At 57.1% G+C, this 22227-nt stretch carries 13 protein-coding genes, 2 tRNA genes, 3 rRNA genes and 1 pseudogene; 12 read left to right on the top strand and 7 right to left on the bottom strand.

Annotation, left to right across the window (positions count from 1 at the left end; genetic code table 11):
- Positions 1-27 precede the first annotated feature (27 nt).
- The gene (locus NL123_RS27195) at positions 28-981 is read right to left on the bottom strand and encodes an adenosine deaminase (RefSeq protein ID WP_494356704.1); all 954 of its coding nucleotides are present in this window, start codon (positions 979-981) and stop codon (positions 28-30) included.
- A 194-nt stretch (positions 982-1175) separates the two neighbouring features.
- Here NL123_RS27195 and NL123_RS27190 point away from each other — a divergent pair, with 194 nt between their 5' ends.
- Positions 1176-2267, top strand: coding sequence for a calcium:cation antiporter (locus NL123_RS27190; protein WP_058423626.1), 1092 nt, complete (start codon positions 1176-1178; stop codon positions 2265-2267).
- Positions 2268-2329: 62 nt separating this feature from the next.
- On the opposite strand, the gene NL123_RS27185 is transcribed toward NL123_RS27190, so the two are convergent.
- The 6 genes from NL123_RS27185 to NL123_RS27160 form a co-directional block, all read right to left on the bottom strand.
- Positions 2330-3688 (bottom strand): 8-oxoguanine deaminase, encoded by a 1359-nt coding sequence (locus NL123_RS27185; protein ID WP_494356703.1) that lies wholly within the window; start codon positions 3686-3688, stop codon positions 2330-2332.
- A 145-nt stretch (positions 3689-3833) separates the two neighbouring features.
- Positions 3834-4520, bottom strand: a complete 687-nt coding sequence (locus NL123_RS27180; protein WP_494356702.1) for an SDR family oxidoreductase — start codon at positions 4518-4520, stop codon at positions 3834-3836.
- 34 nt (positions 4521-4554) lie between these two features.
- Entirely contained in the window at positions 4555-5136 is a 582-nt protein-coding gene (locus NL123_RS27175) for an IMPACT family protein (protein ID WP_058423629.1), read from the bottom strand.
- Positions 5137-5148: 12 nt separating this feature from the next.
- The gene (locus NL123_RS27170) at positions 5149-5808 is read right to left on the bottom strand and encodes a TetR/AcrR family transcriptional regulator (RefSeq protein ID WP_494356701.1); all 660 of its coding nucleotides are present in this window, start codon (positions 5806-5808) and stop codon (positions 5149-5151) included.
- An 87-nt stretch (positions 5809-5895) separates the two neighbouring features.
- Positions 5896-7290, bottom strand: a complete 1395-nt coding sequence (locus NL123_RS27165) for a uracil-xanthine permease family protein (RefSeq protein WP_494358347.1) — start codon at positions 7288-7290, stop codon at positions 5896-5898.
- Between the two features lie 80 nt (positions 7291-7370).
- Positions 7371-8291: a LysR family transcriptional regulator gene (locus tag NL123_RS27160; RefSeq protein ID WP_038845836.1), complete on the bottom strand. Its 921-nt coding sequence runs from the start codon at positions 8289-8291 to the stop codon at positions 7371-7373.
- Between the two features lie 125 nt (positions 8292-8416).
- Here NL123_RS27160 and aptA point away from each other — a divergent pair, with 125 nt between their 5' ends.
- From aptA to NL123_RS27105, 11 genes and pseudogenes are all read left to right on the top strand, one after another.
- Positions 8417-9766 (top strand): omega-aminotransferase AptA, encoded by a 1350-nt coding sequence (gene aptA, locus NL123_RS27155; RefSeq protein ID WP_065900385.1) that lies wholly within the window; start codon positions 8417-8419, stop codon positions 9764-9766.
- A gap of 40 nt (positions 9767-9806) precedes the next feature.
- Positions 9807-11300: a CoA-acylating methylmalonate-semialdehyde dehydrogenase gene (locus tag NL123_RS27150; RefSeq protein ID WP_494356700.1), complete on the top strand. Its 1494-nt coding sequence runs from the start codon at positions 9807-9809 to the stop codon at positions 11298-11300.
- 624 nt (positions 11301-11924) lie between these two features.
- Positions 11925-13461, top strand: a 16S ribosomal RNA gene (locus tag NL123_RS27145).
- 82 nt (positions 13462-13543) lie between these two features.
- Positions 13544-13620, top strand: a tRNA-Ile gene (locus NL123_RS27140).
- A gap of 30 nt (positions 13621-13650) precedes the next feature.
- A tRNA-Ala gene (locus NL123_RS27135) sits at positions 13651-13726 on the top strand.
- Between the two features lie 249 nt (positions 13727-13975).
- Positions 13976-16867: ribosomal RNA gene (locus tag NL123_RS27130) — 23S ribosomal RNA — on the top strand.
- 155 nt (positions 16868-17022) lie between these two features.
- A 5S ribosomal RNA gene (rrf, locus tag NL123_RS27125) occupies positions 17023-17138 on the top strand.
- Together the 16S, 23S and 5S rRNA genes with 2 tRNA genes alongside form the textbook arrangement of a ribosomal RNA operon.
- A gap of 159 nt (positions 17139-17297) precedes the next feature.
- On the top strand, positions 17298-17957 hold the full coding sequence (locus tag NL123_RS27120; RefSeq protein ID WP_494356699.1) for a paraquat-inducible protein A: 660 nt from the start codon (positions 17298-17300) through the stop codon (positions 17955-17957).
- Positions 17944-18567, top strand: a complete 624-nt coding sequence (locus NL123_RS27115; protein WP_248485960.1) for a paraquat-inducible protein A — start codon at positions 17944-17946, stop codon at positions 18565-18567. Before NL123_RS27120 ends, NL123_RS27115 begins: the two co-directional genes overlap by 14 nt.
- The gene (locus tag NL123_RS27110; protein ID WP_494356698.1) at positions 18560-20863 is read left to right on the top strand and encodes a PqiB family protein; all 2304 of its coding nucleotides are present in this window, start codon (positions 18560-18562) and stop codon (positions 20861-20863) included. The genes NL123_RS27115 and NL123_RS27110 overlap by 8 nt, the downstream gene beginning before the upstream one ends.
- Positions 20864-20966: 103 nt before the next feature.
- Positions 20967-22220, top strand: a pseudogene (locus NL123_RS27105) (IS3 family transposase).
- Positions 22221-22227 lie beyond the last annotated feature (7 nt).

Here is a 22227-nt window from a genome sequence, read left to right as displayed (position 1 = left end):
GGAGCCAGCAAGCCGGCTCCTACTGGGTTACGGTTTTACCAGTCGCGCATCCAGGCTGTTTTGCGCCAGGCGTTTGGCCTGGTCCTGGGTCATGCCCAGTGAGGTGTACAACGCGTGGAAGTTCTCGGTGACATAACCGCCGAAGTACGCCGGGTCATCCGAGTTCACGGTCACCTTCACACCACGTTCGAGCATGTCGAGGATGTTGTGCTGGGCCATGTCGTCGAACACGCACAGCTTGGTGTTGGACAGCGGGCACACGGTCAGTGGGATCTGCTCGTCGATGATGCGCTGCATCAGGCGCTCGTCTTCGATGGCGCGTACGCCATGGTCGATACGCTGGATTTTCAGCAGGTCGATGGCTTCCCAGATGTACTCCGGCGGGCCTTCTTCACCGGCGTGGGCGACGGTGAGGAAGCCTTCGTGGCGGGCACGGTCGAACACACGCTGGAATTTGCTTGGCGGGTGACCCATCTCCGAGCTGTCCAGGCCCACGGCGACGAACGCGTCGCGGAACGGCAGGGCCTGGTCGAGGGTTTTTTCGGCTTCGGCTTCGCTCAGGTGGCGCAGGAAGCTGAGGATCAAGCCGCTGGTGATGCCCAGTTGCTGCTCGCCATCATTCAGCGCAGCGGCGATGCCGTTGAGCACGACTTCGAAGGGTATGCCACGGTCGGTGTGGGTTTGCGGGTCGAAGAAGGGTTCGGTATGGATCACGTTCTGTGCTTTGCAGCGCAGCAGGTAGGCCCAGGTCAGGTCGTAGAAATCCTGGGAAGTGCGCAGCACGTCGGCGCCCTTGTAATACAGGTCGAGGAATTCCTGCAGGTTGTTGAAGGCGTAGGCCTTGCGCAGGGTTTCGACGTCGTTCCATGGCAGCGCAATCTTGTTGCGCTCGGCCAGGGCGAACAGCAGCTCCGGCTCCAGCGAGCCTTCCAGGTGCAGGTGCAGTTCAGCCTTGGGCAGGGCGTTGAGCCAATCGTACATTTTCTAAATTCTCATCAGGTGCAATGGCGGCATTCTACAGGCCATGGCTGAAATAATTGGCAAAACCTGACCAGCAGGATTGTTTTCGTTGCATTCGCGCAAGGGCCTTGTGAACTAAGGTGTAACGAAACGTTAGCGGCTTGGCGCAGTCTGTACCCCATCAATGACTGATTTGCCGTACTAAAAGGCCCGGAATGCTCACATCCCTCAAGCAAGAAAAATTCATGCTGCTGGCGCTGATTGCCGCCATCGCCGCCTACCCGCTGGAGCACTGGATGCTCAATAGCGGGCAAATCACGGCGCTGTTGGCCGGCGTGGCGCTGATCGGCTTTATCGTGGTGGCGTCGATGCGCGTGGCCCATCACGCCGAACAACTTGCGGAAAAGGTCGGTGACCCCTACGGCACCATGATCCTCACCCTCGCCGCCGTGCTGGTGGAAGTGGTGATCCTGGCGATCATGATGAGCAACGAGCCGTCGCCCACGCTGGTGCGCGACACCATCTATTCGGCGGTAATGCTCGACATCAACGGGATTCTCGGCCTGGCCGCGCTGATGGGCGGCATCAAGCATGGTGAACAGTCTTACAACGACGATTCGGCACGCACCTATAGCGTGATGATCCTCACCGCCATGGGTGTGTCGATGGTGGTGCCGGAATTTATCCCCGAAGCCGACTGGAAAATTTACTCAGCCTTCACCATCGGCGCGATGGTGGTGTTGTACACCCTGTTCCTGCGCATGCAGGTGGGGCCGCACAGTTATTTCTTCAGTTACAGCTACCCGGAAAAACGCCGCAAGAAACTGCCGGAAGAGCAGGAGGCGCCGCCGGTCAACCTGGCGTTTTCCATCGGCACCCTGGTGTTTGGGGTGATTGTGATCGGCGCATTGGCCGAGGTGATGTCCAAGACTTTGGACCTGGGCCTGGAAGGTACAGGCGCGCCGCCGGTGATCACGGCGATCGTGGTCGCGGCTATTTCGGCGGCACCGGAGATTCTGACCGCGTTACGTGCTGCGTTGGCGAACCGCATGCAATCGGTGGTGAATATCGCGCTGGGTGCTTCGCTGTCGACGGTGATCCTGACGGTGCCGGTGATGGAGGCGATGGCGCTCTACACCGGGCAGCCGTTCCAGATGGCAATGACGCCGGTGCAAACGGTGATGGTGTTTATCACGCTGATTGTCAGCGCGATCAACCTCAACGATGGCGAAACCAACGCCATCGAAGGGATGACCCATTTTGTGTTGTTTGCGACCTTTATCATGTTGTCGCTGTTGGGGCTCTAAATCACCGAGAAACAATGTGGGAGGGGGCTTGCCCCCTCCCACATTTTTAATCGGCGTCTGGTCTAGGTTCCGGCGATCAACTGGCGCGCGGCCTGGGTGTGATCGGCGATCAGGCCCTTGAGGTCCAGGCCTTCGACCTGGCCATCGATCACGCGCCACTTGCCTGCAATCATCACCCGGTCCGCACGGTCGGCGCCGCATAACAGCAGCGCTGAAATCGGATCATGGCTGCCGGAGAAACGCAGCTCATCGAGCTTGAACAGCGCCAGATCGGCCTGCTTGCCTACGGCCAATTCGCCGATATCGGTACGCCCCAGCAACTGCGCCGACCCCTTGGTCGCCCAACCCAGTACGCCTTCCGGGGTGATTTTTTCCGCACCATAACGCAGCCGCTGGATGTACAGGGCCTGGCGCGCTTCGAGGATCATGTTCGACGCATCGTTGGACGCTGAACCGTCCACGCCCAGGCCGATAGGCGCGCCCGCTGCGAGCAGGTCCAGGGTCGGGCAGATGCCGGAGGCCAGGCGCATGTTCGAGCTTGGGCAATGGCAGATGCCGGTGCCGGCGGCGCCCAGGCGCGCGATTTCATCCGGGTTGAAGTGAATGCCATGGGCCAGCCAGGTGCGCGGACCGAGCCAGCCGACGCTGTCCAGGTAGTCCACGGTGCGCAGGCCGAAACGTTGCAGGCAGAAGTCTTCCTCGTCGAGGGTTTCCGCCAGGTGAGTGTGCAAGCGTACATCCAGGCGATTGGCCAGTTCAGCGCTGGCTTCCATGATTTCCGGGGTGACGGAAAACGGCGAGCAGGGCGCCAGGGCGATCTGGATCTGCGCGCCGTCGCCGCGCTCGTGGTATGCGCGGATCAGGCGCTGGCTGTCTTCGAGGATGACCTGGCCTTGCTGCACGGTCTGTTGCGGCGGCAGGCCGCCGTCGGCTTCACCCAAACTCATGGAACCACGGGTGAGCATGGCGCGCATGCCCAACTCGCGGACGCTTTCCACTTGTACGTCGATGGCGTTTTCCAGGCCGTCGGGGAACAAGTAGTGGTGGTCCGCCGCCGTGGTGCAGCCCGAGAGCAGCAATTCGGCCAGTGCGACTTTGCTGGCGAGAGCGAGCTTTTCCGGGGTGAGCCGTGCCCAGACCGGGTACAGGGTCTTCAACCAGGGAAACAAGGGTTGATTGACCACCGGCGCCCAGGCGCGGGTGAGGGTTTGATAGAAATGATGGTGGGTGTTGATCAGCCCGGGCAGGACCACATGTTCACGGGCGTCGAACACCTGCGCGCAGGGCTGCGCGGGTTCTTGGCCCTGGGCCAGTACTTCGGTGATCACACCGTCTTGCAGCACCAGGCCGCCACGGGCATCGAGGCCATTGGCCGTGAAAATCGCGAGGGGTTTTTTTAACCAGATACGGGTCGCAGGCATTGGCCGGCTCCTCTGAATGATGGGTTCAGGTTTGCCAGCTCAGTGTTGCCCTGTCTGCTGATCCAGGGTCGCCGGTGAAGGCGAGGGGGCAGTCTACGCGCGGATTGTTATCGACGGCAATCGGTCGATAACAATCCCGCACCGCTTACCAGGCGATGGCGTCGCCTTTGTAGTCGATGAAGTGATGGCCGCCTTTGCCGGTGTAGGCGCTCACTTGATCGACCAGGCCGCGCACGCTGGTGTCGACATCGATGTGTGCGTTTTCGCCGCCCATGTCAGTCTTCACCCAGCCCGGATGCAGCGACAATACGGTCAGCTTGTGATCACCCAACTGAGTAATGAAGCTGTTGGTCATGGAGTTCAGTGCCGCCTTGCTGGCTTTGTACAGCGCCAGGTCCGAGCCGTCGGGGATGGCCACGCTGCCCAGCACCGAACTCATGAACGCCAGCACGCCAGTGTCCTTGCGGATCTGCCCGACGAAACGCTGGGCCAGGTTGATCGGCGCTACGGCATTGGTGAAAAACAGTTGGCCGACTTCGGCCAGGGTGGCGTGGCCCGGCTCCTGGTTGGCGGGGCCCTTGACGCCCGCATTGACGAACAGCAGGTCGAAGGTGCTGGCCTTGAGGCGTTGGCTCAGGGCGATCACGGCTTGCTGATCGTCCATGTCGAGTTTCTCGATCTGCACCGGCCCAACGGCTTTCAGCGCATCGGCCTTGCTCGGGTCACGCACGGTGGCGGTCACGTCCCAGCCGTCCTGAAGCAGTTGCTTGACCAGCCCAAGGCCCAGGCCGCGGGAGGCGCCGATGATCAATGCGGTTTTTGGCGTAGACATGAAAAGCTTCCTTTAGCGTCGCGGTTCACGGAGTTCAACGTTGTAGCAGGATACGCCCACGGCTGAGGTCGGCGAGTTGAATTTGCAGGGTGTCGATATGTGCTTCGCCCAAGGCCAGTTGCAGCTCGACGCCGTTGGCGGTGAAGGTTTCTTCGACCACCAGTCCACCCAGCTCAGCCACACGCAATTTCACCAGGTTCAGCTCGGCGAAGCCACAGGCGCAACTCAACGGGACACGGCTGATCAGTTCGATGCGGTCGGCCGTTTGCAGGCATTTGTTGGCGCCGCCGCCGTAGGCCCGGGCGAGGCCGCCGGTGCCCAACTGGATGCCGCCGTACCAGCGAATCACCAGCACCGCCACCTGATCAAAACCCTGTGCCTCGATGGCCGCCAGGATCGGCCGCCCGGCGGTGCCGCCGGGTTCGCCATCGTCGTTGCTGCGGTATTGATCGGCCAGTTTCCAGGCCCAGCAATTGTGCGTGGCGTTCAAGTCGCTGTGTTGCTCGAAAAACGCCTGGGCGTCTTGCGGGCTGGTGATCGGTGCGGCGAGGGTGATAAAGCGGCTTTTGCGTATTTCTTCGCGAAACTCGCAAAGGCCGGTGAGCGTGAAAGGCATAAGTCGCTTCGTTTAATGGACGGGCTTGATGCCACAGCCCTTGAGGATGATATGGATCAGGTTGGTGCCGGCGTCTTCCATGTCCTGCTTGGTCAGCTTGGTGCGACCGGTGACGCGGCAGATCTGGGTGGCGAAGTCGGCATAGTGCTGAGTGCTGCCCCACAGCAGGAAGATCAGGTGCACTGGGTCTATCGGGTCCATCTTGCCGGCGTCGATCCAGGCCTGGAACACGGCTGCCCGGCCGCTGAACCAGGCGCGGTAGTCCTGGCTGAAATATTCGGTGAGGCATTCGCCGCCACTGATGATCTCCATGGCGAAGATTCGCGAAGCCTGTGGCTGGCGCCGCGAGAACTCCATCTTGGTGCGGATATAGCGGGTGAGCGCCGCGGCCGGGTCATCCTCGGCGGTCAGCGTGTTGAAAGTGCTGTCCCACAGTTCGAGGATATTACTGAGCACCGCGATGTACAGGCCCAGCTTGTTGGTGAAGTAGTAATGCAAGTTGGCCTTGGGCAGCCCGGCACTGGCCGCAATGGTGTTCATGCTGGTGCCTTTGTAGCCATGGCGCGCGAACTCGTCTTCAGCTGCCTGCAGAATCGCTTGTTCGTTCTTTTGCCGAATGCGGCTGGCGGGCTTACCGGCGTGGGTGCTGTGGGCAGGAACTTCGAGGCTCATGGAGGTTTCCGTGCTGATCGATTGAGACGACGTGTGCACAGATAACCCACCCTCAAGCCTCAGACAAGTCCTGATGCAATAAAACCGTCAAAGCGGTTCCAGGCTGTCGCTTTCCGGCGCTTTGTTTGCGGCAGCGTTGAGGGCCTTGCTTTCCGGCAGCAGCAAGCACAATACGATGGCCGTCAGCCCGCCGCTGGTGATGGCGGAGTCAAACAGGTTTTGTATGAGCGTCGGCATCTGATGCAGCAGGTTCGGCTGGGCGGCGATGCCCAGGCCGACGCCAAACGAAGTGGCGATGATCAGCATGCTGCGCCGGTCCAGCGGCGCCTGGGCGAGGATGCGTACGCCCGCAGCGGCGACACTGCCGAACATCACCAGCGTCGCGCCGCCCAATACCGGCTTGGGGATTTGCTGCAGTACTGCGCCAATCAGTGGAAACAAACCGAGACAAAACAGCACCACGCCGATGTACAGGCCAACGTAACGGCTGGCCACGCCAGTGAGTTGGATCACGCCGTTGTTCTGCGCGAAGGTCGTGTTGGGGAAGGCGCTGAAGGTGGCGGCGATCATGCAGCTCACGCCATCACCGAGTACGCCGCCCTTGAGTCGGCTTATATAAGAAGGGCCACTGATAGGTTGGCGGGCGATCATGCAGTTGGCGGTGAGGTCGCCGACGGTTTCAATGCTGCTGATCAGATAAATCAGCGCGATCGGCAGGAAGGCGCTCCAGTCGAAGTTGAAACCAAAGCGGAACGGGATCGGCAGGCTGACCAGCGGCAGGTCGGGCAAGGCTTGAGGCACGAGCTTGCCGCTGAACCACGCAGCCAGGCTGCCGAGCGCGAGGCCGATAATGATGGCCGAGAGGCGCACCCAGGCTGTGTTCGAACGGTTGAGTAGAATGATCGTCAGCACCACGAACAGACCCAGCGCGAGGTTGGTGGGTGCGCCGAAGTCGGGTGCGTTGAAGCCGCCGCCAAGGTCAGTGATACCGACCTTGATCAAGCTGATGCCGATCAGGGTGATGACAATTCCGGTCACCAGGGGCGTGATCACCCGGCGCAGTTGCCCGATAAACCGGCTCAACACGATCTGTACCACGGCGCCGAAAAAGCACACGCCGAAGATCATCGCCATGATGTCTTCCGGGCTGCCGCCGCGTTGTTTCACCAGAAAGCCCGCCGACAACACTGCGCCCAGAAACGCGAAGCTGGTGCCTTGCAGGCAGATCATCCCGGCACCGATACCAAATGGCCTGCGCGCCTGAATGAAGGTGCCGACACCGGAGACCATCAACGCCATGCTGATCAGGTAAGGCAAATGGGCGGTGAGGCCCAGGGTGGAGCCGATGATCAGCGGTGGAGTGATGATGCCGACAAATGCAGCGAGTACATGTTGCAGTGCGGCGAGAAAGGCCGGCGCGGGTTTCGGGCGGTCGTTGAGGCCGTAGATAAGATCGCTGCTGTTGGACGCTTCTGGTGGCATGGCGGGCAAACTCAAGGTCTATGTCCCTGGGTTGTTGCAAAAAGCTGTCCAACTGCTCAGCTTTTAGCTGCGAGGCCGAGTTAGCGGGTTGCTGCGAGGCTTTCCAGGAAGCTTTCCAGCACCAAATGGGGGCGCCGGCCTTTGCGCGTGACCGATGCGAGGCTTAAATCGTAAAAACGCGTAGCCGGTTTCAGCGCACGCAGTCGGCCTTGTTGTACCCACAGGCTCGCGTAGTGGTCGGGCAGGTAGCCGATGTAGCGGCCGGTGAGGATCAGGAACGCCATGCCTTCGCGGTCGGAGGCGCTGGCCGTGCAGTTGAGCGCCTGGTAATGGGCCTGGATCTCGGCGGGCAGGCGGAAGGTCGGAGCGATGGCGTCCTGGGCATCGATGCGTGCATCGTCGAGTTGCTTGTTGTCGGCGTAGAACAAGGGGTGGCCGACTGCGCAGTAGAGCAGTGAGCGTTCGCTGTACAGCGGCTGGTATTCCAACCCTGACAGGGCGCTGGCCTGGGGGACTACGCCGACATGCAGGCGACCGTCGAGTACGCCTTGTTCGACTTCGTTGGGGGCGATCATACGGATCTGGATCTGCACGTCCGGCCCGCGCTCCTTCAGCTGCGCAAGTGCGTGGGTGATGCGCATGTGGGGCAGGGTGACCAGATTATCGGTAAGGCCGATGATCAGCTCGCCGCGCAAGTGCTGGTGCAGGCCATTGACCTCGGTGCGAAAGCTTTCCAGGGCACTTAGCAGTTGCAGGGCCGACTGGTAGACCTCGCGGCCCTCTTCGGTCAGGGAAAAACCGGCGCGGCCGCGTTGGCACAGTCTTAATCCAAGGCGTTGCTCCAGGTCGCTCATTTGCTGGCTGATCGCCGAGCGCCCGATGCCCAGCACGGTTTCCGCCGCTGAAAAGCCGCCGCACTCCACCACGCTGCGAAAGATGCGCAGCAGGCGGATATCGAAGTCGCTGACTTGGGCCAGGGGATCGGGTCGACGGCTGCTCATAGTTTAGTGAAGGCCTGACTGAAGGTTAGAAGAGTTGAATTTCACCGACTTTATCGTCGTGGCAATTTAGCTGCAACAACGCTTTTCAATCCCGACGCTGCCTTTTGCCCTGCGAGGTTTTGCTGATGAACATGCCCGAAAACGCCCCATCGTCCCTGGCCAGCCAATTGAAGTTGGACGCGCACTGGATGCCGTACACCGCCAACCGTAACTTCCAGCGCGACCCGCGGCTGATCGTGGCCGCCGAAGGAAGCTGGTTGACCGATGACAAAGGCCGCAAGGTGTATGACTCGTTGTCGGGCCTGTGGACCTGTGGTGCCGGGCATACGCGCAAGGAGATTCAGGAAGCAGTCGCCAAACAACTGGGGACTCTGGACTACTCGCCGGGCTTCCAATACGGTCATCCATTGTCCTTCCAATTGGCGGAAAAGATCACCGACCTGACCCCAGGCAACCTGAACCATGTGTTCTTCACCGACTCTGGCTCCGAGTGCGCCGATACGGCGGTGAAGATGGTGCGTGCGTACTGGCGCCTGAAGGGCCAGGCCACCAAGACCAAGATGATTGGCCGCGCCCGTGGCTATCACGGTGTGAACATTGCCGGTACCAGCCTGGGTGGCGTCAACGGCAACCGTAAGCTGTTTGGCCAGGGCTTGATGGACGTTGACCATTTGCCGCACACCTTGCTGGCGAGCAATGCCTTCTCCCGTGGCATGCCGGAGCAGGGCGGTATTGCGCTGGCAGACGAACTGCTCAAGCTGATCGAATTGCACGATGCGTCGAACATCGCCGCAGTATTTGTCGAGCCAATGGCCGGCTCCGCGGGTGTGCTGGTGCCGCCACAGGGTTACCTCAAGCGTCTGCGTGAGATCTGTGATCAGCACAATATCCTGCTGGTGTTCGATGAAGTGATCACCGGTTTCGGCCGTACCGGCTCGATGTTCGGTGCCGACAGCTTCGGCGTGACCCCGGACCTGATGTGCATCGCCAAGCAAGTCACCAACGGCGCGATCCCGATGGGCGCGGTGATTGCCAGCAGCGAGATCTACCAGACATTCATGAATCAGGCGACGCCGGAGTACGCGGTGGAATTCCCCCACGGCTACACCTACTCGGCGCACCCGGTGGCCTGCGCGGCTGGCCTGGCGGCATTGGACCTGTTGCAGAAGGAAAACCTGGTGCAGAGCGTCGCTGAGGTTGCCCCGCACTTTGAGAACGCGCTGCATGGCTTGAAGGGCAGCAAGAACGTGATCGACATCCGCAACTACGGCCTGGCCGGCGCGATCCAGATTGCCCCGCGTGACGGTGATGCCATCGTGCGTCCATTCGAGGCTGGCATGGCCTTGTGGAAAGCCGGTTTCTACGTGCGCTTTGGCGGTGACACGCTGCAGTTCGGGCCAACCTTCAATAGCAAGCCGCAGGACCTGGATCGCCTGTTCGATGCGGTCGGCGAAGTGCTGAACAAGATCGACTGATTTCTCCTTCTATATAGAACAACTTTTTCAGGAGCCCCGCATGAGCCTTATCCAGCATTTGATCAACGGTGAGTTGGTCAATGATTTCGGCCGTAGTGCTGACGTGTACAACCCGTCGACCGGCCAGGTGATTCATCAAGTGCCGTTGGCCAGCCGTGAAACCATCCAACAGGCGATCGACTCCGCCAAGGCAGCGTTCCCGGCCTGGCGTAATACTCCGCCAGCCAAGCGTGCGCAGGTGATGTTTCGTTTCAAGCAATTGCTGGAACAGAACGAAGCGCGTATCTCGCAATTGATCAGCGAAGAGCATGGCAAGACGCTGGAAGATGCCGCCGGTGAATTGAAGCGCGGTATCGAGAACGTCGAGTATGCGTGCTCTGCACCGGAGATTCTGAAGGGTGAGTACAGCCGTAACGTAGGACCGAACATTGATGCCTGGTCAGATTTCCAGCCGCTGGGCGTGGTGGCCGGTATTACACCGTTCAACTTTCCGGCGATGGTGCCGCTGTGGATGTACCCGCTGGCGATCGTTTGCGGCAACTGTTTCATCCTGAAACCATCGGAGCGTGATCCGAGCTCGACATTGCTGATTGCACAACTGCTGCAGGAAGCCGGGCTGCCCAAAGGCGTGCTCAGCGTGGTGCACGGCGACAAGGGCGCGGTGGATGCGCTGATCGAAGCGCCGGAAGTGAAAGCGCTGAGTTTCGTGGGCTCGACGCCGATTGCCGAGTACATCTATTCCGAAGCGACCAAGCGTGGCAAGCGCGTACAGGCATTGGGTGGGGCGAAGAACCACGCGGTGCTGATGCCGGATGCAGATCTGGATAACGCCGTCAGCGCTCTGATGGGGGCGGCATACGGTTCCTGCGGCGAGCGTTGCATGGCGATCTCGGTGGCGGTGTGCGTGGGCGACCAGGTGGCGGATGCGTTGATCGCCAAGCTGGTGCCGCAGGTCAAGGCGCTGAAGATTGGGGCGGGGACTTCTTGTGGCCTGGATATGGGGCCGCTGGTGACCGGTCAGGCGCGGGATAAAGTCAGTGGCTATATAGAAGACGGTGTCTCAGCGGGCGCCAAGTTGGTGGTTGATGGGCGTGGGCTGAGTGTTGCAGGCCATGAAGAAGGTTTCTTCCTGGGCGGTAGTCTGTTTGATCATGTGATGCCTGAAATGCGTATCTACAAAGAAGAGATCTTTGGGCCGGTATTGTGTGTTGTGCGGGTGGATAGCCTGGAAGCGGCCATGCAACTGATCAACGATCATGAATACGGTAACGGTACGTGTATCTTCACCCGTGACGGTGAAGCGGCGCGTCTGTTCTGTGACGAGATTGAAGTGGGTATGGTGGGGGTGAACGTTCCATTGCCGGTGCCGGTGGCATATCACAGCTTTGGTGGCTGGAAGCGCTCGCTGTTTGGCGACCTGCATGCCTACGGGCCGGATGGGGTGCGTTTCTATACTCGTCGCAAGGCGATTACCCAGCGCTGGCCGCAACGGGCCAGCCATGAAGCCTCGCAATTTGCTTTCCCTAGCTTGTAAGCAGTGCTGAAAGCCGGCCCCTTGGGGCCGGCTTTCGCGTTTCTGGGGCTTTTTTGACCCATGTGACAGAAATATGAAAAAAGGTGTTGACGGCAGATTCTGGAAGTCTATAATTCGCCCCACTTCCGGCGCAGTCGAAACGAAAAACTCCTTGGTAAACAAAGAGTTACGCAGAATTCGACAGCGAGTTGCTTCAGTTCATCGAAGCCCAGAAGGAGTTGGTAGAGCAGTGTTGTCTGGCTCTATTAACGTTTCGATCCTCTCGGTCGAAAGCGGAGAAAAAGAGGTGTTGACAGCAGCGTGTAACGCTGTAGAATTCGCCTCCCGCTAACGAGAGATCGGAAGCGCAAGTGGTTGAAGTTGTTGAAGAAATCTTCGAAAACTTCTGAAAATAATCACTTGACAGCAAATGAGGCTGCTGTAGAATGCGCGCCTCGGTTGAGACGAAAGATCTTAACCAACCGCTCTTTAACAACTGAATCAAGCAATTCGTGTGGGTGCTTGTGGAGTCAGACTGATAGTCAACAAGATTATCAGCATCACAAGTTACTCCGCGAGAAATCAAAGATGTAACCAACGATTGCTGAGCCAAGTTTAGGGTTTCTTAAAAACCCAAAGATGTTTGAACTGAAGAGTTTGATCATGGCTCAGATTGAACGCTGGCGGCAGGCCTAACACATGCAAGTCGAGCGGTAGAGAGAAGCTTGCTTCTCTTGAGAGCGGCGGACGGGTGAGTAATGCCTAGGAATCTGCCTGGTAGTGGGGGATAACGTTCGGAAACGAACGCTAATACCGCATACGTCCTACGGGAGAAAGCAGGGGACCTTCGGGCCTTGCGCTATCAGATGAGCCTAGGTCGGATTAGCTAGTTGGTGAGGTAATGGCTCACCAAGGCGACGATCCGTAACTGGTCTGAGAGGATGATCAGTCACACTGGAACTGAGACACGGTCCAGACTCCTACGGGAGGCAGCAGTGGGGAATATTGGACAATGGGCGAAAGCCTGATCCAGCCATGCCGCGTGTGTGAAGAAGGTCTTCGGATTGTAAAGCACTTTAAGTTGGGAGGAAGGGCAGTTACCTAATACGTGATTGTTTTGACGTTACCGACAGAATAAGCACCGGCTAACTCTGTGCCAGCAGCCGCGGTAATACAGAGGGTGCAAGCGTTAATCGGAATTACTGGGCGTAAAGCGCGCGTAGGTGGTTTGTTAAGTTGGATGTGAAATCCCCGGGCTCAACCTGGGAACTGCATTCAAAACTGACTGACTAGAGTATGGTAGAGGGTGGTGGAATTTCCTGTGTAGCGGTGAAATGCGTAGATATAGGAAGGAACACCAGTGGCGAAGGCGACCACCTGGACTAATACTGACACTGAGGTGCGAAAGCGTGGGGAGCAAACAGGATTAGATACCCTGGTAGTCCACGCCGTAAACGATGTCAACTAGCCGTTGGAAGCCTTGAGCTTTTAGTGGCGCAGCTAACGCATTAAGTTGACCGCCTGGGGAGTACGGCCGCAAGGTTAAAACTCAAATGAATTGACGGGGGCCCGCACAAGCGGTGGAGCATGTGGTTTAATTCGAAGCAACGCGAAGAACCTTACCAGGCCTTGACATCCAATGAACTTTCTAGAGATAGATTGGTGCCTTCGGGAACATTGAGACAGGTGCTGCATGGCTGTCGTCAGCTCGTGTCGTGAGATGTTGGGTTAAGTCCCGTAACGAGCGCAACCCTTGTCCTTAGTTACCAGCACGTAATGGTGGGCACTCTAAGGAGACTGCCGGTGACAAACCGGAGGAAGGTGGGGATGACGTCAAGTCATCATGGCCCTTACGGCCTGGGCTACACACGTGCTACAATGGTCGGTACAGAGGGTTGCCAAGCCGCGAGGTGGAGCTAATCCCATAAAACCGATCGTAGTCCGGATCGCAGTCTGCAACTCGACTGCGTGAAGTCGGAATCGCTAGTAATCGCGAATCAGAATGTCGCGGTGAATACGTTCCCGGGCCTTGTACACACCGCCCGTCACACCATGGGAGTGGGTTGCACCAGAAGTAGCTAGTCTAACCTTCGGGAGGACGGTTACCACGGTGTGATTCATGACTGGGGTGAAGTCGTAACAAGGTAGCCGTAGGGGAACCTGCGGCTGGATCACCTCCTTAATCGACGACATCAGCTGCTCCATAAGTTCCCACACGAATTGCTTGATTCATTGAAGAAGACGATAAGAAGCAGCCCGAAATTGGGTCTGTAGCTCAGTTGGTTAGAGCGCACCCCTGATAAGGGTGAGGTCGGCAGTTCGAATCTGCCCAGACCCACCAATTTTGTGTGGGAAACGCCTGTAGAAATACGGGGCCATAGCTCAGCTGGGAGAGCGCCTGCCTTGCACGCAGGAGGTCAACGGTTCGATCCCGTTTGGCTCCACCACTACTGCTTCTGAAAGTTTTGAAAGCTTAGAAATGAGCATTCCATCAAGGTGATGGTGAATGTTGATTTCTAGTCTTTGATTAGATCGTTCTTTAAAAATTTGGGTATGTGATAGAAAGATAGACTGAACGTTACTTTCACTGGTAACGGATCAGGCTAAGGTAAAATTTGTGAGTTCTCTTAGTTGAGAAATTCGAATTTTCGGCGAATGTCGTCTTCACAGTATAACCAGATTGCTTGGGGTTATATGGTCAAGTGAAGAAGCGCATACGGTGGATGCCTTGGCAGTCAGAGGCGATGAAAGACGTGGTAGCCTGCGAAAAGCTTCGGGGAGTCGGCAAACAGACTTTGATCCGGAGATGTCTGAATGGGGGAACCCAGCCATCATAAGATGGTTATCTTGTACTGAATACATAGGTGCAAGAGGCGAACCAGGGGAACTGAAACATCTAAGTACCCTGAGGAAAAGAAATCAACCGAGATTCCCTTAGTAGTGGCGAGCGAACGGGGACTAGCCCTTAAGTGGCTTTGAGATTAGCGGAACGCTCTGGAAAGTGCGGCCATAGTGGGTGATAGCCCTGTACGCGAAAATCTCTTAGTCATGAAATCGAGTAGGACGGAGCACGAGAAACTTTGTCTGAATATGGGGGGACCATCCTCCAAGGCTAAATACTACTGACTGACCGATAGTGAACTAGTACCGTGAGGGAAAGGCGAAAAGAACCCCGGAGAGGGGAGTGAAATAGATCCTGAAACCGTATGCGTACAAGCAGTGGGAGCAGACTTTGTTCTGTGACTGCGTACCTTTTGTATAATGGGTCAGCGACTTATTTTCAGTGGCGAGCTTAACCGAATAGGGGAGGCGTAGCGAAAGCGAGTCTTAATAGGGCGTCTAGTCGCTGGGAATAGACCCGAAACCGGGCGATCTATCCATGGGCAGGTTGAAGGTTGGGTAACACTAACTGGAGGACCGAACCGACTACCGTTGAAAAGTTAGCGGATGACCTGTGGATCGGAGTGAAAGGCTAATCAAGCTCGGAGATAGCTGGTTCTCCTCGAAAGCTATTTAGGTAGCGCCTCATGTATCACTGTAGGGGGTAGAGCACTGTTTCGGCTAGGGGGTCATCCCGACTTACCAAACCGATGCAAACTCCGAATACCTACAAGTGCCGAGCATGGGAGACACACGGCGGGTGCTAACGTCCGTCGTGAAAAGGGAAACAACCCAGACCGTCAGCTAAGGTCCCAAAGTTATGGTTAAGTGGGAAACGATGTGGGAAGGCTTAGACAGCTAGGAGGTTGGCTTAGAAGCAGCCACCCTTTAAAGAAAGCGTAATAGCTCACTAGTCGAGTCGGCCTGCGCGGAAGATGTAACGGGGCTCAAACCATACACCGAAGCTACGGGTATCACGTAAGTGATGCGGTAGAGGAGCGTTCTGTAAGCCTGTGAAGGTGAGTTGAGAAGCTTGCTGGAGGTATCAGAAGTGCGAATGCTGACATGAGTAACGACAATGGGTGTGAAAAACACCCACGCCGAAAGACCAAGGTTTCCTGCGCAACGTTAATCGACGCAGGGTTAGTCGGTCCCTAAGGCGAGGCTGAAAAGCGTAGTCGATGGAAAACAGGTTAATATTCCTGTACTTCTGGTTATTGCGATGGAGGGACGGAGAAGGCTAGGCCAGCTTGGCGTTGGTTGTCCAAGTTTAAGGTGGTAGGCTGAGATCTTAGGTAAATCCGGGATCTTAAGGCCGAGAGCTGATGACGAGTTACCTTTTAGGTAACGAAGTGGTTGATGCCATGCTTCCAAGAAAAGCTTCTAAGCTTCAGGTAACCAGGAACCGTACCCCAAACCGACACAGGTGGTTGGGTAGAGAATACCAAGGCGCTTGAGAGAACTCGGGTGAAGGAACTAGGCAAAATGGCACCGTAACTTCGGGAGAAGGTGCGCCGGTGAGGGTGAAGGACTTGCTCCGTAAGCTCATGCCGGTCGAAGATACCAGGCCGCTGCGACTGTTTATTAAAAACACAGCACTCTGCAAACACGAAAGTGGACGTATAGGGTGTGACGCCTGCCCGGTGCCGGAAGGTTAATTGATGGGGTTAGCTAACGCGAAGCTCTTGATCGAAGCCCCGGTAAACGGCGGCCGTAACTATAACGGTCCTAAGGTAGCGAAATTCCTTGTCGGGTAAGTTCCGACCTGCACGAATGGCGTAACGATGGCGGCGCTGTCTCCACCCGAGACTCAGTGAAATTGAAATCGCTGTGAAGATGCAGTGTATCCGCGGCTAGACGGAAAGACCCCGTGAACCTTTACTATAGCTTTGCACTGGACTTTGAATTTGCTTGTGTAGGATAGGTGGGAGGCTTTGAAGCGTGGACGCCAGTTCGCGTGGAGCCATCCTTGAAATACCACCCTGGCAACTTTGAGGTTCTAACTCAGGTCCGTTATCCGGATCGAGGACAGTGTATGGTGGGTAGTTTGACTGGGGCGGTCTCCTCCTAAAGAGTAACGGAGGAGTACGAAGGTGCGCTCAGACCGGTCGGAAATCGGTCGTAGAGTATAAAGGCAAAAGCGCGCTTGACTGCGAGACAGACACGTCGAGCAGGTACGAAAGTAGGTCTTAGTGATCCGGTGGTTCTGTATGGAAGGGCCATCGCTCAACGGATAAAAGGTACTCCGGGGATAACAGGCTGATACCGCCCAAGAGTTCATATCGACGGCGGTGTTTGGCACCTCGATGTCGGCTCATCACATCCTGGGGCTGAAGCCGGTCCCAAGGGTATGGCTGTTCGCCATTTAAAGTGGTACGCGAGCTGGGTTTAGAACGTCGTGAGACAGTTCGGTCCCTATCTGCCGTGGACGTTTGAGATTTGAGAGGGGCTGCTCCTAGTACGAGAGGACCGGAGTGGACGAACCTCTGGTGTTCCGGTTGTCACGCCAGTGGCATTGCCGGGTAGCTATGTTCGGAATAGATAACCGCTGAAAGCATCTAAGCGGGAAACTAGCCTCAAGATGAGATCTCACTGGAACCTTGAGTTCCCTGAAGGGCCGTCGAAGACTACGACGTTGATAGGTTGGGTGTGTAAGCGCTGTGAGGCGTTGAGCTAACCAATACTAATTGCCCGTGAGGCTTGACCATATAACACCCAAGCAATTTGACTACTCTAACGAGCATCAGATTGCGGTGTGTGAAGACGAAATGAACCGAAAGTTCGATGTTCACAAAACACCGAAAGCTGTCACATACCCAATTTGCTGAAGCGAGGCCCAGGCCACGACTCAGTACCCGAATTTCTTGACGACCATAGAGCATTGGAACCACCTGATCCCATCCCGAACTCAGCAGTGAAACGATGCATCGCCGATGGTAGTGTGGGGTTTCCCCATGTGAGAGTAGGTCATCGTCAAGATTAAATTCCAGAACCCCTGATTGCTAACGCAGTCAGGGGTTTTGTTTTGGGCGGTCGAAAACTCAAGCGCTACTTATCCCCCGACAAATTTGCACAGTTATTTCTGAACCAGAGCACTAGAATAGGCACCTAACCATTTTTAGAGCCAGAGCCCTATCTATGCCTGATCCGGCTGATGCCCTCGAGCTATCGGATTTACCACTGGACGACCTGGTGGCATGCCATGAGTGCGACTTGCTGATGCGCAAACCGGAGCTCGCCCTTGGCGAAAAAGCCCAATGCCCGCGTTGCGGTTATGAGCTTTTTGCTCACCGCCACAATGTCGTTGAGCGAAGCCTCGCCTTGGTGCTGGCTGCACTGTTGCTGTATATACCCGCGAACTTTCTACCCATCATGCAGCTCAATCTACTTGGGCAGTCCTCCGAGGACACCGTGTGGAGTGGCGTCGTTGGTTTGTTTGACACCGGCATGCAAGGTGTCGCCGCTGTGGTTTTCCTGTGCAGCATGGGCATCCCCTTGCTCAAGCTGCTTTGCCAATTGGCAGTGCTGCTCAGCATCCGCTGGAATGTCGGGCGCAGTTATGGGCTGCTGCTGTACCGCATTTACCATCACATGAAAGACTGGGGAATGCTGGAGGTCTATTTGATGGGCGTACTGGTGGCGATCGTAAAACTCGCCGACATGGCCTCCATCACGATAGGCCTGGGGCTGGTCTGCTTTATCAGCCTATTGGTGGTTCAGGTGTTGCTTGAGGTGGTGATGTCGCCCCACCAGATCTGGCAAGCGCTATCAGGAGAGGATGATCATGCGGGCGATTGATGCAGGCATTCTGATTTGTACCGAATGCCACGAGTTGAACATACAAGACGCTGATAGCGACGAGCAAACCTGCACCCGTTGTGGAGCGCTGATCCATGCCCGTCGCCCCAACAGCCTTACCCGTACCTGGGCGCTGCTGATCACCGCGGCGATCTTGTACATTCCCGCCAACCTGTTGCCTATCATGACCATCAATTCGCTTGGACAGGGTGACCCCAGCACTATCATGGCCGGGGTGATTCAACTGGTGCAGCATGGCATGTACCCTATCGCGGCTGTGGTGTTCATCGCCAGCATCCTGGTGCCGACGTTCAAGCTGGTCGGCATAGGTCTGCTACTGTTCTCGGTGCAGCGTCACCAACCCCTGTCCGCGCAACAACGCATTGTGATGTACCGCTTTATCGAATTCATTGGCCGCTGGTCCATGCTGGATATCTTCGTGATCGCCATCCTGGTGGCGGTTGTAAACTTTGGGCGACTCGCCAGTGTCGAGGCCAATCTCGGCGCTGCGGCGTTCGCCAGTGTGGTGATCTTGACGATGCTTGCCGCAGTAACTTTTGATCCCCGACTGATTTGGGATAACACGGAGTCGGACGACGACCATGAGTGATTTGCCTAAAGCTAAAACCCGCCCAGCCTCCAACTGGTCGGCCATTTGGGTGTTGCCTCTGATTGCCCTGATCATCGGTGGCTGGCTGGGGTGGCGCGCCTATTCCCAGCAGGGCATCGACATCCAGGTGCGCTTTGAAAGCGGCGAAGGCATCCAGGTCAACAAGACCGAAGTGGTCTACAAAGGCATGCCGGTGGGCAAGGTCAAGGCCCTGGCCTTGGATGACGAGGGTAACAATCGCGGGGTGATTGCCACCATCGAGATGAACAAGGACGTCGAACAATACCTGAAGACCAATACCCGTTTCTGGCTGGTAAAACCGAGTGTCAGCCTCGCCGGCATCACCGGCCTGGAAACCCTGGTGTCGGGTAACTACATCGCTGCCAGCCCTGGTGACGGTGAGCCCACGCGCAAGTTCAAGGCGCTCTCCGAAGAGCCGCCCTTGTCCGACGCCAAGCCCGGTTTGCACCTGACCATCAAGGCTGACCGTCTCGGTTCGCTCAACCGTGGCAGCCCGGTGTTCTACAAGCAGATCCAAGTGGGCCAGGTCAAAAGCTACCTGCTCTCCGAAGACCAGAGCACCGTCGAGATCAAGGTCTATATCGAACCGACCTACGCCAGCCTTGTGCGTAAACACACACGTTTCTGGAACGCCAGCGGCATCAGCATCGATGCGAATCTCTCCGGCGTGAAAGTGCGCAGCGAATCCCTCTCCAGCATCGTGGCAGGCGGCATCGCCTTCGCCACGCCGGAGAACCGCAAGGACAGTCCGCCTACGGATCCGAGCCTGCCATTCCGCCTGTACGAAGATTTCGACGCCGCCGCGGCCGGCATCAAGGTCAAGGTCACACTCTCCGACTTCGAAGGCCTGCAGGCCGGCCGTACACCCGTGATGTACAAAGGTATCCAGGTCGGCAGCCTGAAAACGCTGAAGATCAACCCAGACCTTTCCAGTGCTAACGCCGAACTGACCCTTGATCCCCTGGCTGAAGATTACCTGGTGCAAGACACTCAGTTCTGGGTGGTCAAACCGTCTATTTCCCTGGCGGGTATCACCGGGCTTGAAGCCTTGGTCAAAGGTAACTACATCGCCATTCGCCCAGGTGACAAAGGGACGCCTCCACAGCGTGAGTACGTCGCACGGGCCAAGGCGCCACCGTTGGACCTGCGTTCCCCTGGCCTGCACATGGTGCTGTTCACCGACAACCTCGGCTCCCTGGATGTCGGCAGCCCGATCCTCTACAAACAGGTCAAGGTCGGCTCGGTGCAGAGCTACCAGTTCTCGCGCAAGAACAAGCAGTTGGTGATCGGTGTCCACATCGAGAAGGAATATGAAAACCTGGTCAACGGTTCGACACGCTTCTGGAATGCCAGCGGCGTCACCCTGACCGGTGGCCTTACTGGCGGCATCCAGGTGAAGAGTGAATCCTTGGCCAGCCTGATGGCCGGAGGCATCGCCTTCGAAACACCTGAGCAGAACGTTCCGCTGAAAAAGCGCATCCCGCGTTTCCGCCTGTTTGCCGACCGCGAGGCCGCCAACCAGCACGGTACCCTGGTGACCATCAAGGTCGACCGCGCTGACGGCATGCGCCCTGGTACACCGGTACGTTTCAAAGGCCTGGACGTGGGCAAGATCGAAAGTGTTGACCTCAGTGCCGATATGCAATCGGTGCTGCTCAGTGCGCGTATCACCCAGGTAGCGGATCGTATCGCCCGCGTCGGCAGTCAGTTCTGGGTGGTCAAGCCTGAGCTGGGCCTGATGAAAACCGCCAACCTGGAAACCCTGGTCACCGGTCAATACATCGAAGTGCAACCGGCAGCAAAAAACGCCGGCCCGCAGAAGAGTTTCGTCGCGCTGGACCAGCCCCCTGAAGCCGCCCATCAGGAAGCCGGCCTGAGCCTGACACTCAGCGCCGCCCGCCGTGGATCGTTGAAGGAGGGCGTACCGGTCACCTACCGCGAAGTCACCGTGGGCAAAGTCACTGGCTACGAGCTGGGCCAAACCGCCGACCGCGTGTTGATCCACATTCTGATCGAGCCGAAATATGCCCCGCTGGTCCGTGGCGGCAGCCGGTTCTGGAACACCAGTGGCTTTGGCCTCGACTTCGGCCTGTTCAAAGGCGCAACCGTACGCACGGAGTCCTTGGAAACCCTGGTCGCCGGCGGTATCGCCTTCGCCACACCCGATGGCGAGCGCATGGGCAATGCCGCCCGGCCACAGCAAACCTTCCCGCTGTTCGACAAGTTTGAAGATGAGTGGCTGACCTGGGCACCTAAAATCCCGCTCGGCAAATAAGCGCCACAAAAAAGGCCGCGATCCATAGATCGCGGCCTTTTGCATTTCAGTGTCTCGTCCTAAATAAGGTTTACACCTTCTGACGTCTTATCGGGAAGGTGCAATGAATACGGGCGCAAAACGCAGTCAACGAGATTACACGCTGACTTTTAAATTGTCGGTTGTCGACCAAGTCGAAAAAGGCGAGTTGAGTTATAAAGAAGCTCAACGGCGTTATGGGATTCAGGGTCGTTCGACGGTGTTGGTGTGGTTACGCAAGCATGGTCGGCAGGACTGGAGCCAAGGCGCCTCCATTCGGACCCAGAGGAGCCGACCGATGGACAAACCTACCTTGCCGTTGACTCCCGAGCAAAGAATCAAAGAGCTCGAGGAACAACTGGCACTGGCCAACCAGAAGGCCAAATTCTTTGAAGACGTGGTCGATGTTCTGAAGAACGATTACGGTGTATCCGTTGTAAAAAAGCGGTCCGGCAAGTCGTTGCGCAAACCCAGACCCTGAGTGTCAGCAGGGCTTGCCAGTTTATGAGTATCAGTCGCCAAGCCTATTACAAGCGTGACCGGGTCCATCGTGCCCGAGCCGATCAAGATCAGAAACTTCTCCAGTTTGTGCAGGAAGTTCGTGTGCGCCAACCGTGCATTGGCACCCGCAAATTGCACTCGATGATGCAAGCGAAGCATGACAAGCCAGAATTGCATGTCGGACGAGATCGTTTGTTTGGGGTTTTACGAGAGCACCGGCAGTTGGTGCGCAGGAGACGGGCCTATCACAAGACGACCGATAGCCATCATCGCTTTCGCTGCCATCCCAATTTGCTAAAGCCTGGCCCGCAACAAGTCGTAGCTACTGGCCCGGAACAGGTCTGGGTGGCGGATATCACCTACCTATCTACAGGGCGCGATGAACCGGCCTACCTAAGTTTGGTGACGGATGCCTTCTCGAGGAAAATAGTTGGTTATCACGTGCATGGCAGTCTACATGCCGATTCGGTAGCCCAAGCCTTACGCATGGCGTTGAAGGCACGTCGAACGGGCCAGAAACTGGTTCATCACTCGGATCGCGGCGTGCAGTACTGCTCAGTGCTCTATCAAAAAATCCATGCCAAGCATGGCATCACATGCTCGATGACTGATGGCTACGATTGCTACCAAAACGCCTTGGCAGAACGGGTCAACGGAATCTTGAAGGCGGAACTCTTGCTTCACCGGCCGACAGACTTGGTTCAAGCGGAGCAAATGGTGCGGGAGGCGATCTTGATCTACAACCAGGAGCGCCCGCACTTGTCCTTAAAATACAAAACGCCCGATGCAGTGCATCGGGCGTTGGGGTGAAACAGGTGTAAACCTATTTCAGGACTAGACACAGC

The organism is Pseudomonas sp. FBCC-B1565, from assembly GCF_059133265.1.
The sequence above is the reverse complement of the archived record's forward strand: the minus strand, read 5'-3'. Positions and strand labels throughout refer to the sequence as shown.

Excerpts from the sequence above, each read along its gene's own strand:
- NL123_RS27195 (WP_494356704.1), bottom strand. The coding sequence starts at position 981 with ATGTACGATTGGCTCAACGCCCTGCCCAAGGCTGAACTGCACCTGCAC.
- NL123_RS27190 (WP_058423626.1), top strand. The coding sequence starts at position 1,176 with ATGCTCACATCCCTCAAGCAAGAAAAATTCATGCTGCTGGCGCTGATT.
- NL123_RS27185 (WP_494356703.1), bottom strand. The coding sequence starts at position 3,688 with ATGCCTGCGACCCGTATCTGGTTAAAAAAACCCCTCGCGATTTTCACG.
- NL123_RS27180 (WP_494356702.1), bottom strand. The coding sequence starts at position 4,520 with ATGTCTACGCCAAAAACCGCATTGATCATCGGCGCCTCCCGCGGCCTG.
- NL123_RS27175 (WP_058423629.1), bottom strand. The coding sequence starts at position 5,136 with ATGCCTTTCACGCTCACCGGCCTTTGCGAGTTTCGCGAAGAAATACGC.
- NL123_RS27170 (WP_494356701.1), bottom strand. The coding sequence starts at position 5,808 with ATGAGCCTCGAAGTTCCTGCCCACAGCACCCACGCCGGTAAGCCCGCC.
- NL123_RS27165 (WP_494358347.1), bottom strand. The coding sequence starts at position 7,290 with ATGCCACCAGAAGCGTCCAACAGCAGCGATCTTATCTACGGCCTCAAC.
- NL123_RS27160 (WP_038845836.1), bottom strand. The coding sequence starts at position 8,291 with ATGAGCAGCCGTCGACCCGATCCCCTGGCCCAAGTCAGCGACTTCGAT.
- aptA (WP_065900385.1), top strand. The coding sequence starts at position 8,417 with ATGAACATGCCCGAAAACGCCCCATCGTCCCTGGCCAGCCAATTGAAG.
- NL123_RS27150 (WP_494356700.1), top strand. The coding sequence starts at position 9,807 with ATGAGCCTTATCCAGCATTTGATCAACGGTGAGTTGGTCAATGATTTC.
- NL123_RS27120 (WP_494356699.1), top strand. The coding sequence starts at position 17,298 with ATGCCTGATCCGGCTGATGCCCTCGAGCTATCGGATTTACCACTGGAC.
- NL123_RS27115 (WP_248485960.1), top strand. The coding sequence starts at position 17,944 with ATGCGGGCGATTGATGCAGGCATTCTGATTTGTACCGAATGCCACGAG.
- NL123_RS27110 (WP_494356698.1), top strand. The coding sequence starts at position 18,560 with ATGAGTGATTTGCCTAAAGCTAAAACCCGCCCAGCCTCCAACTGGTCG.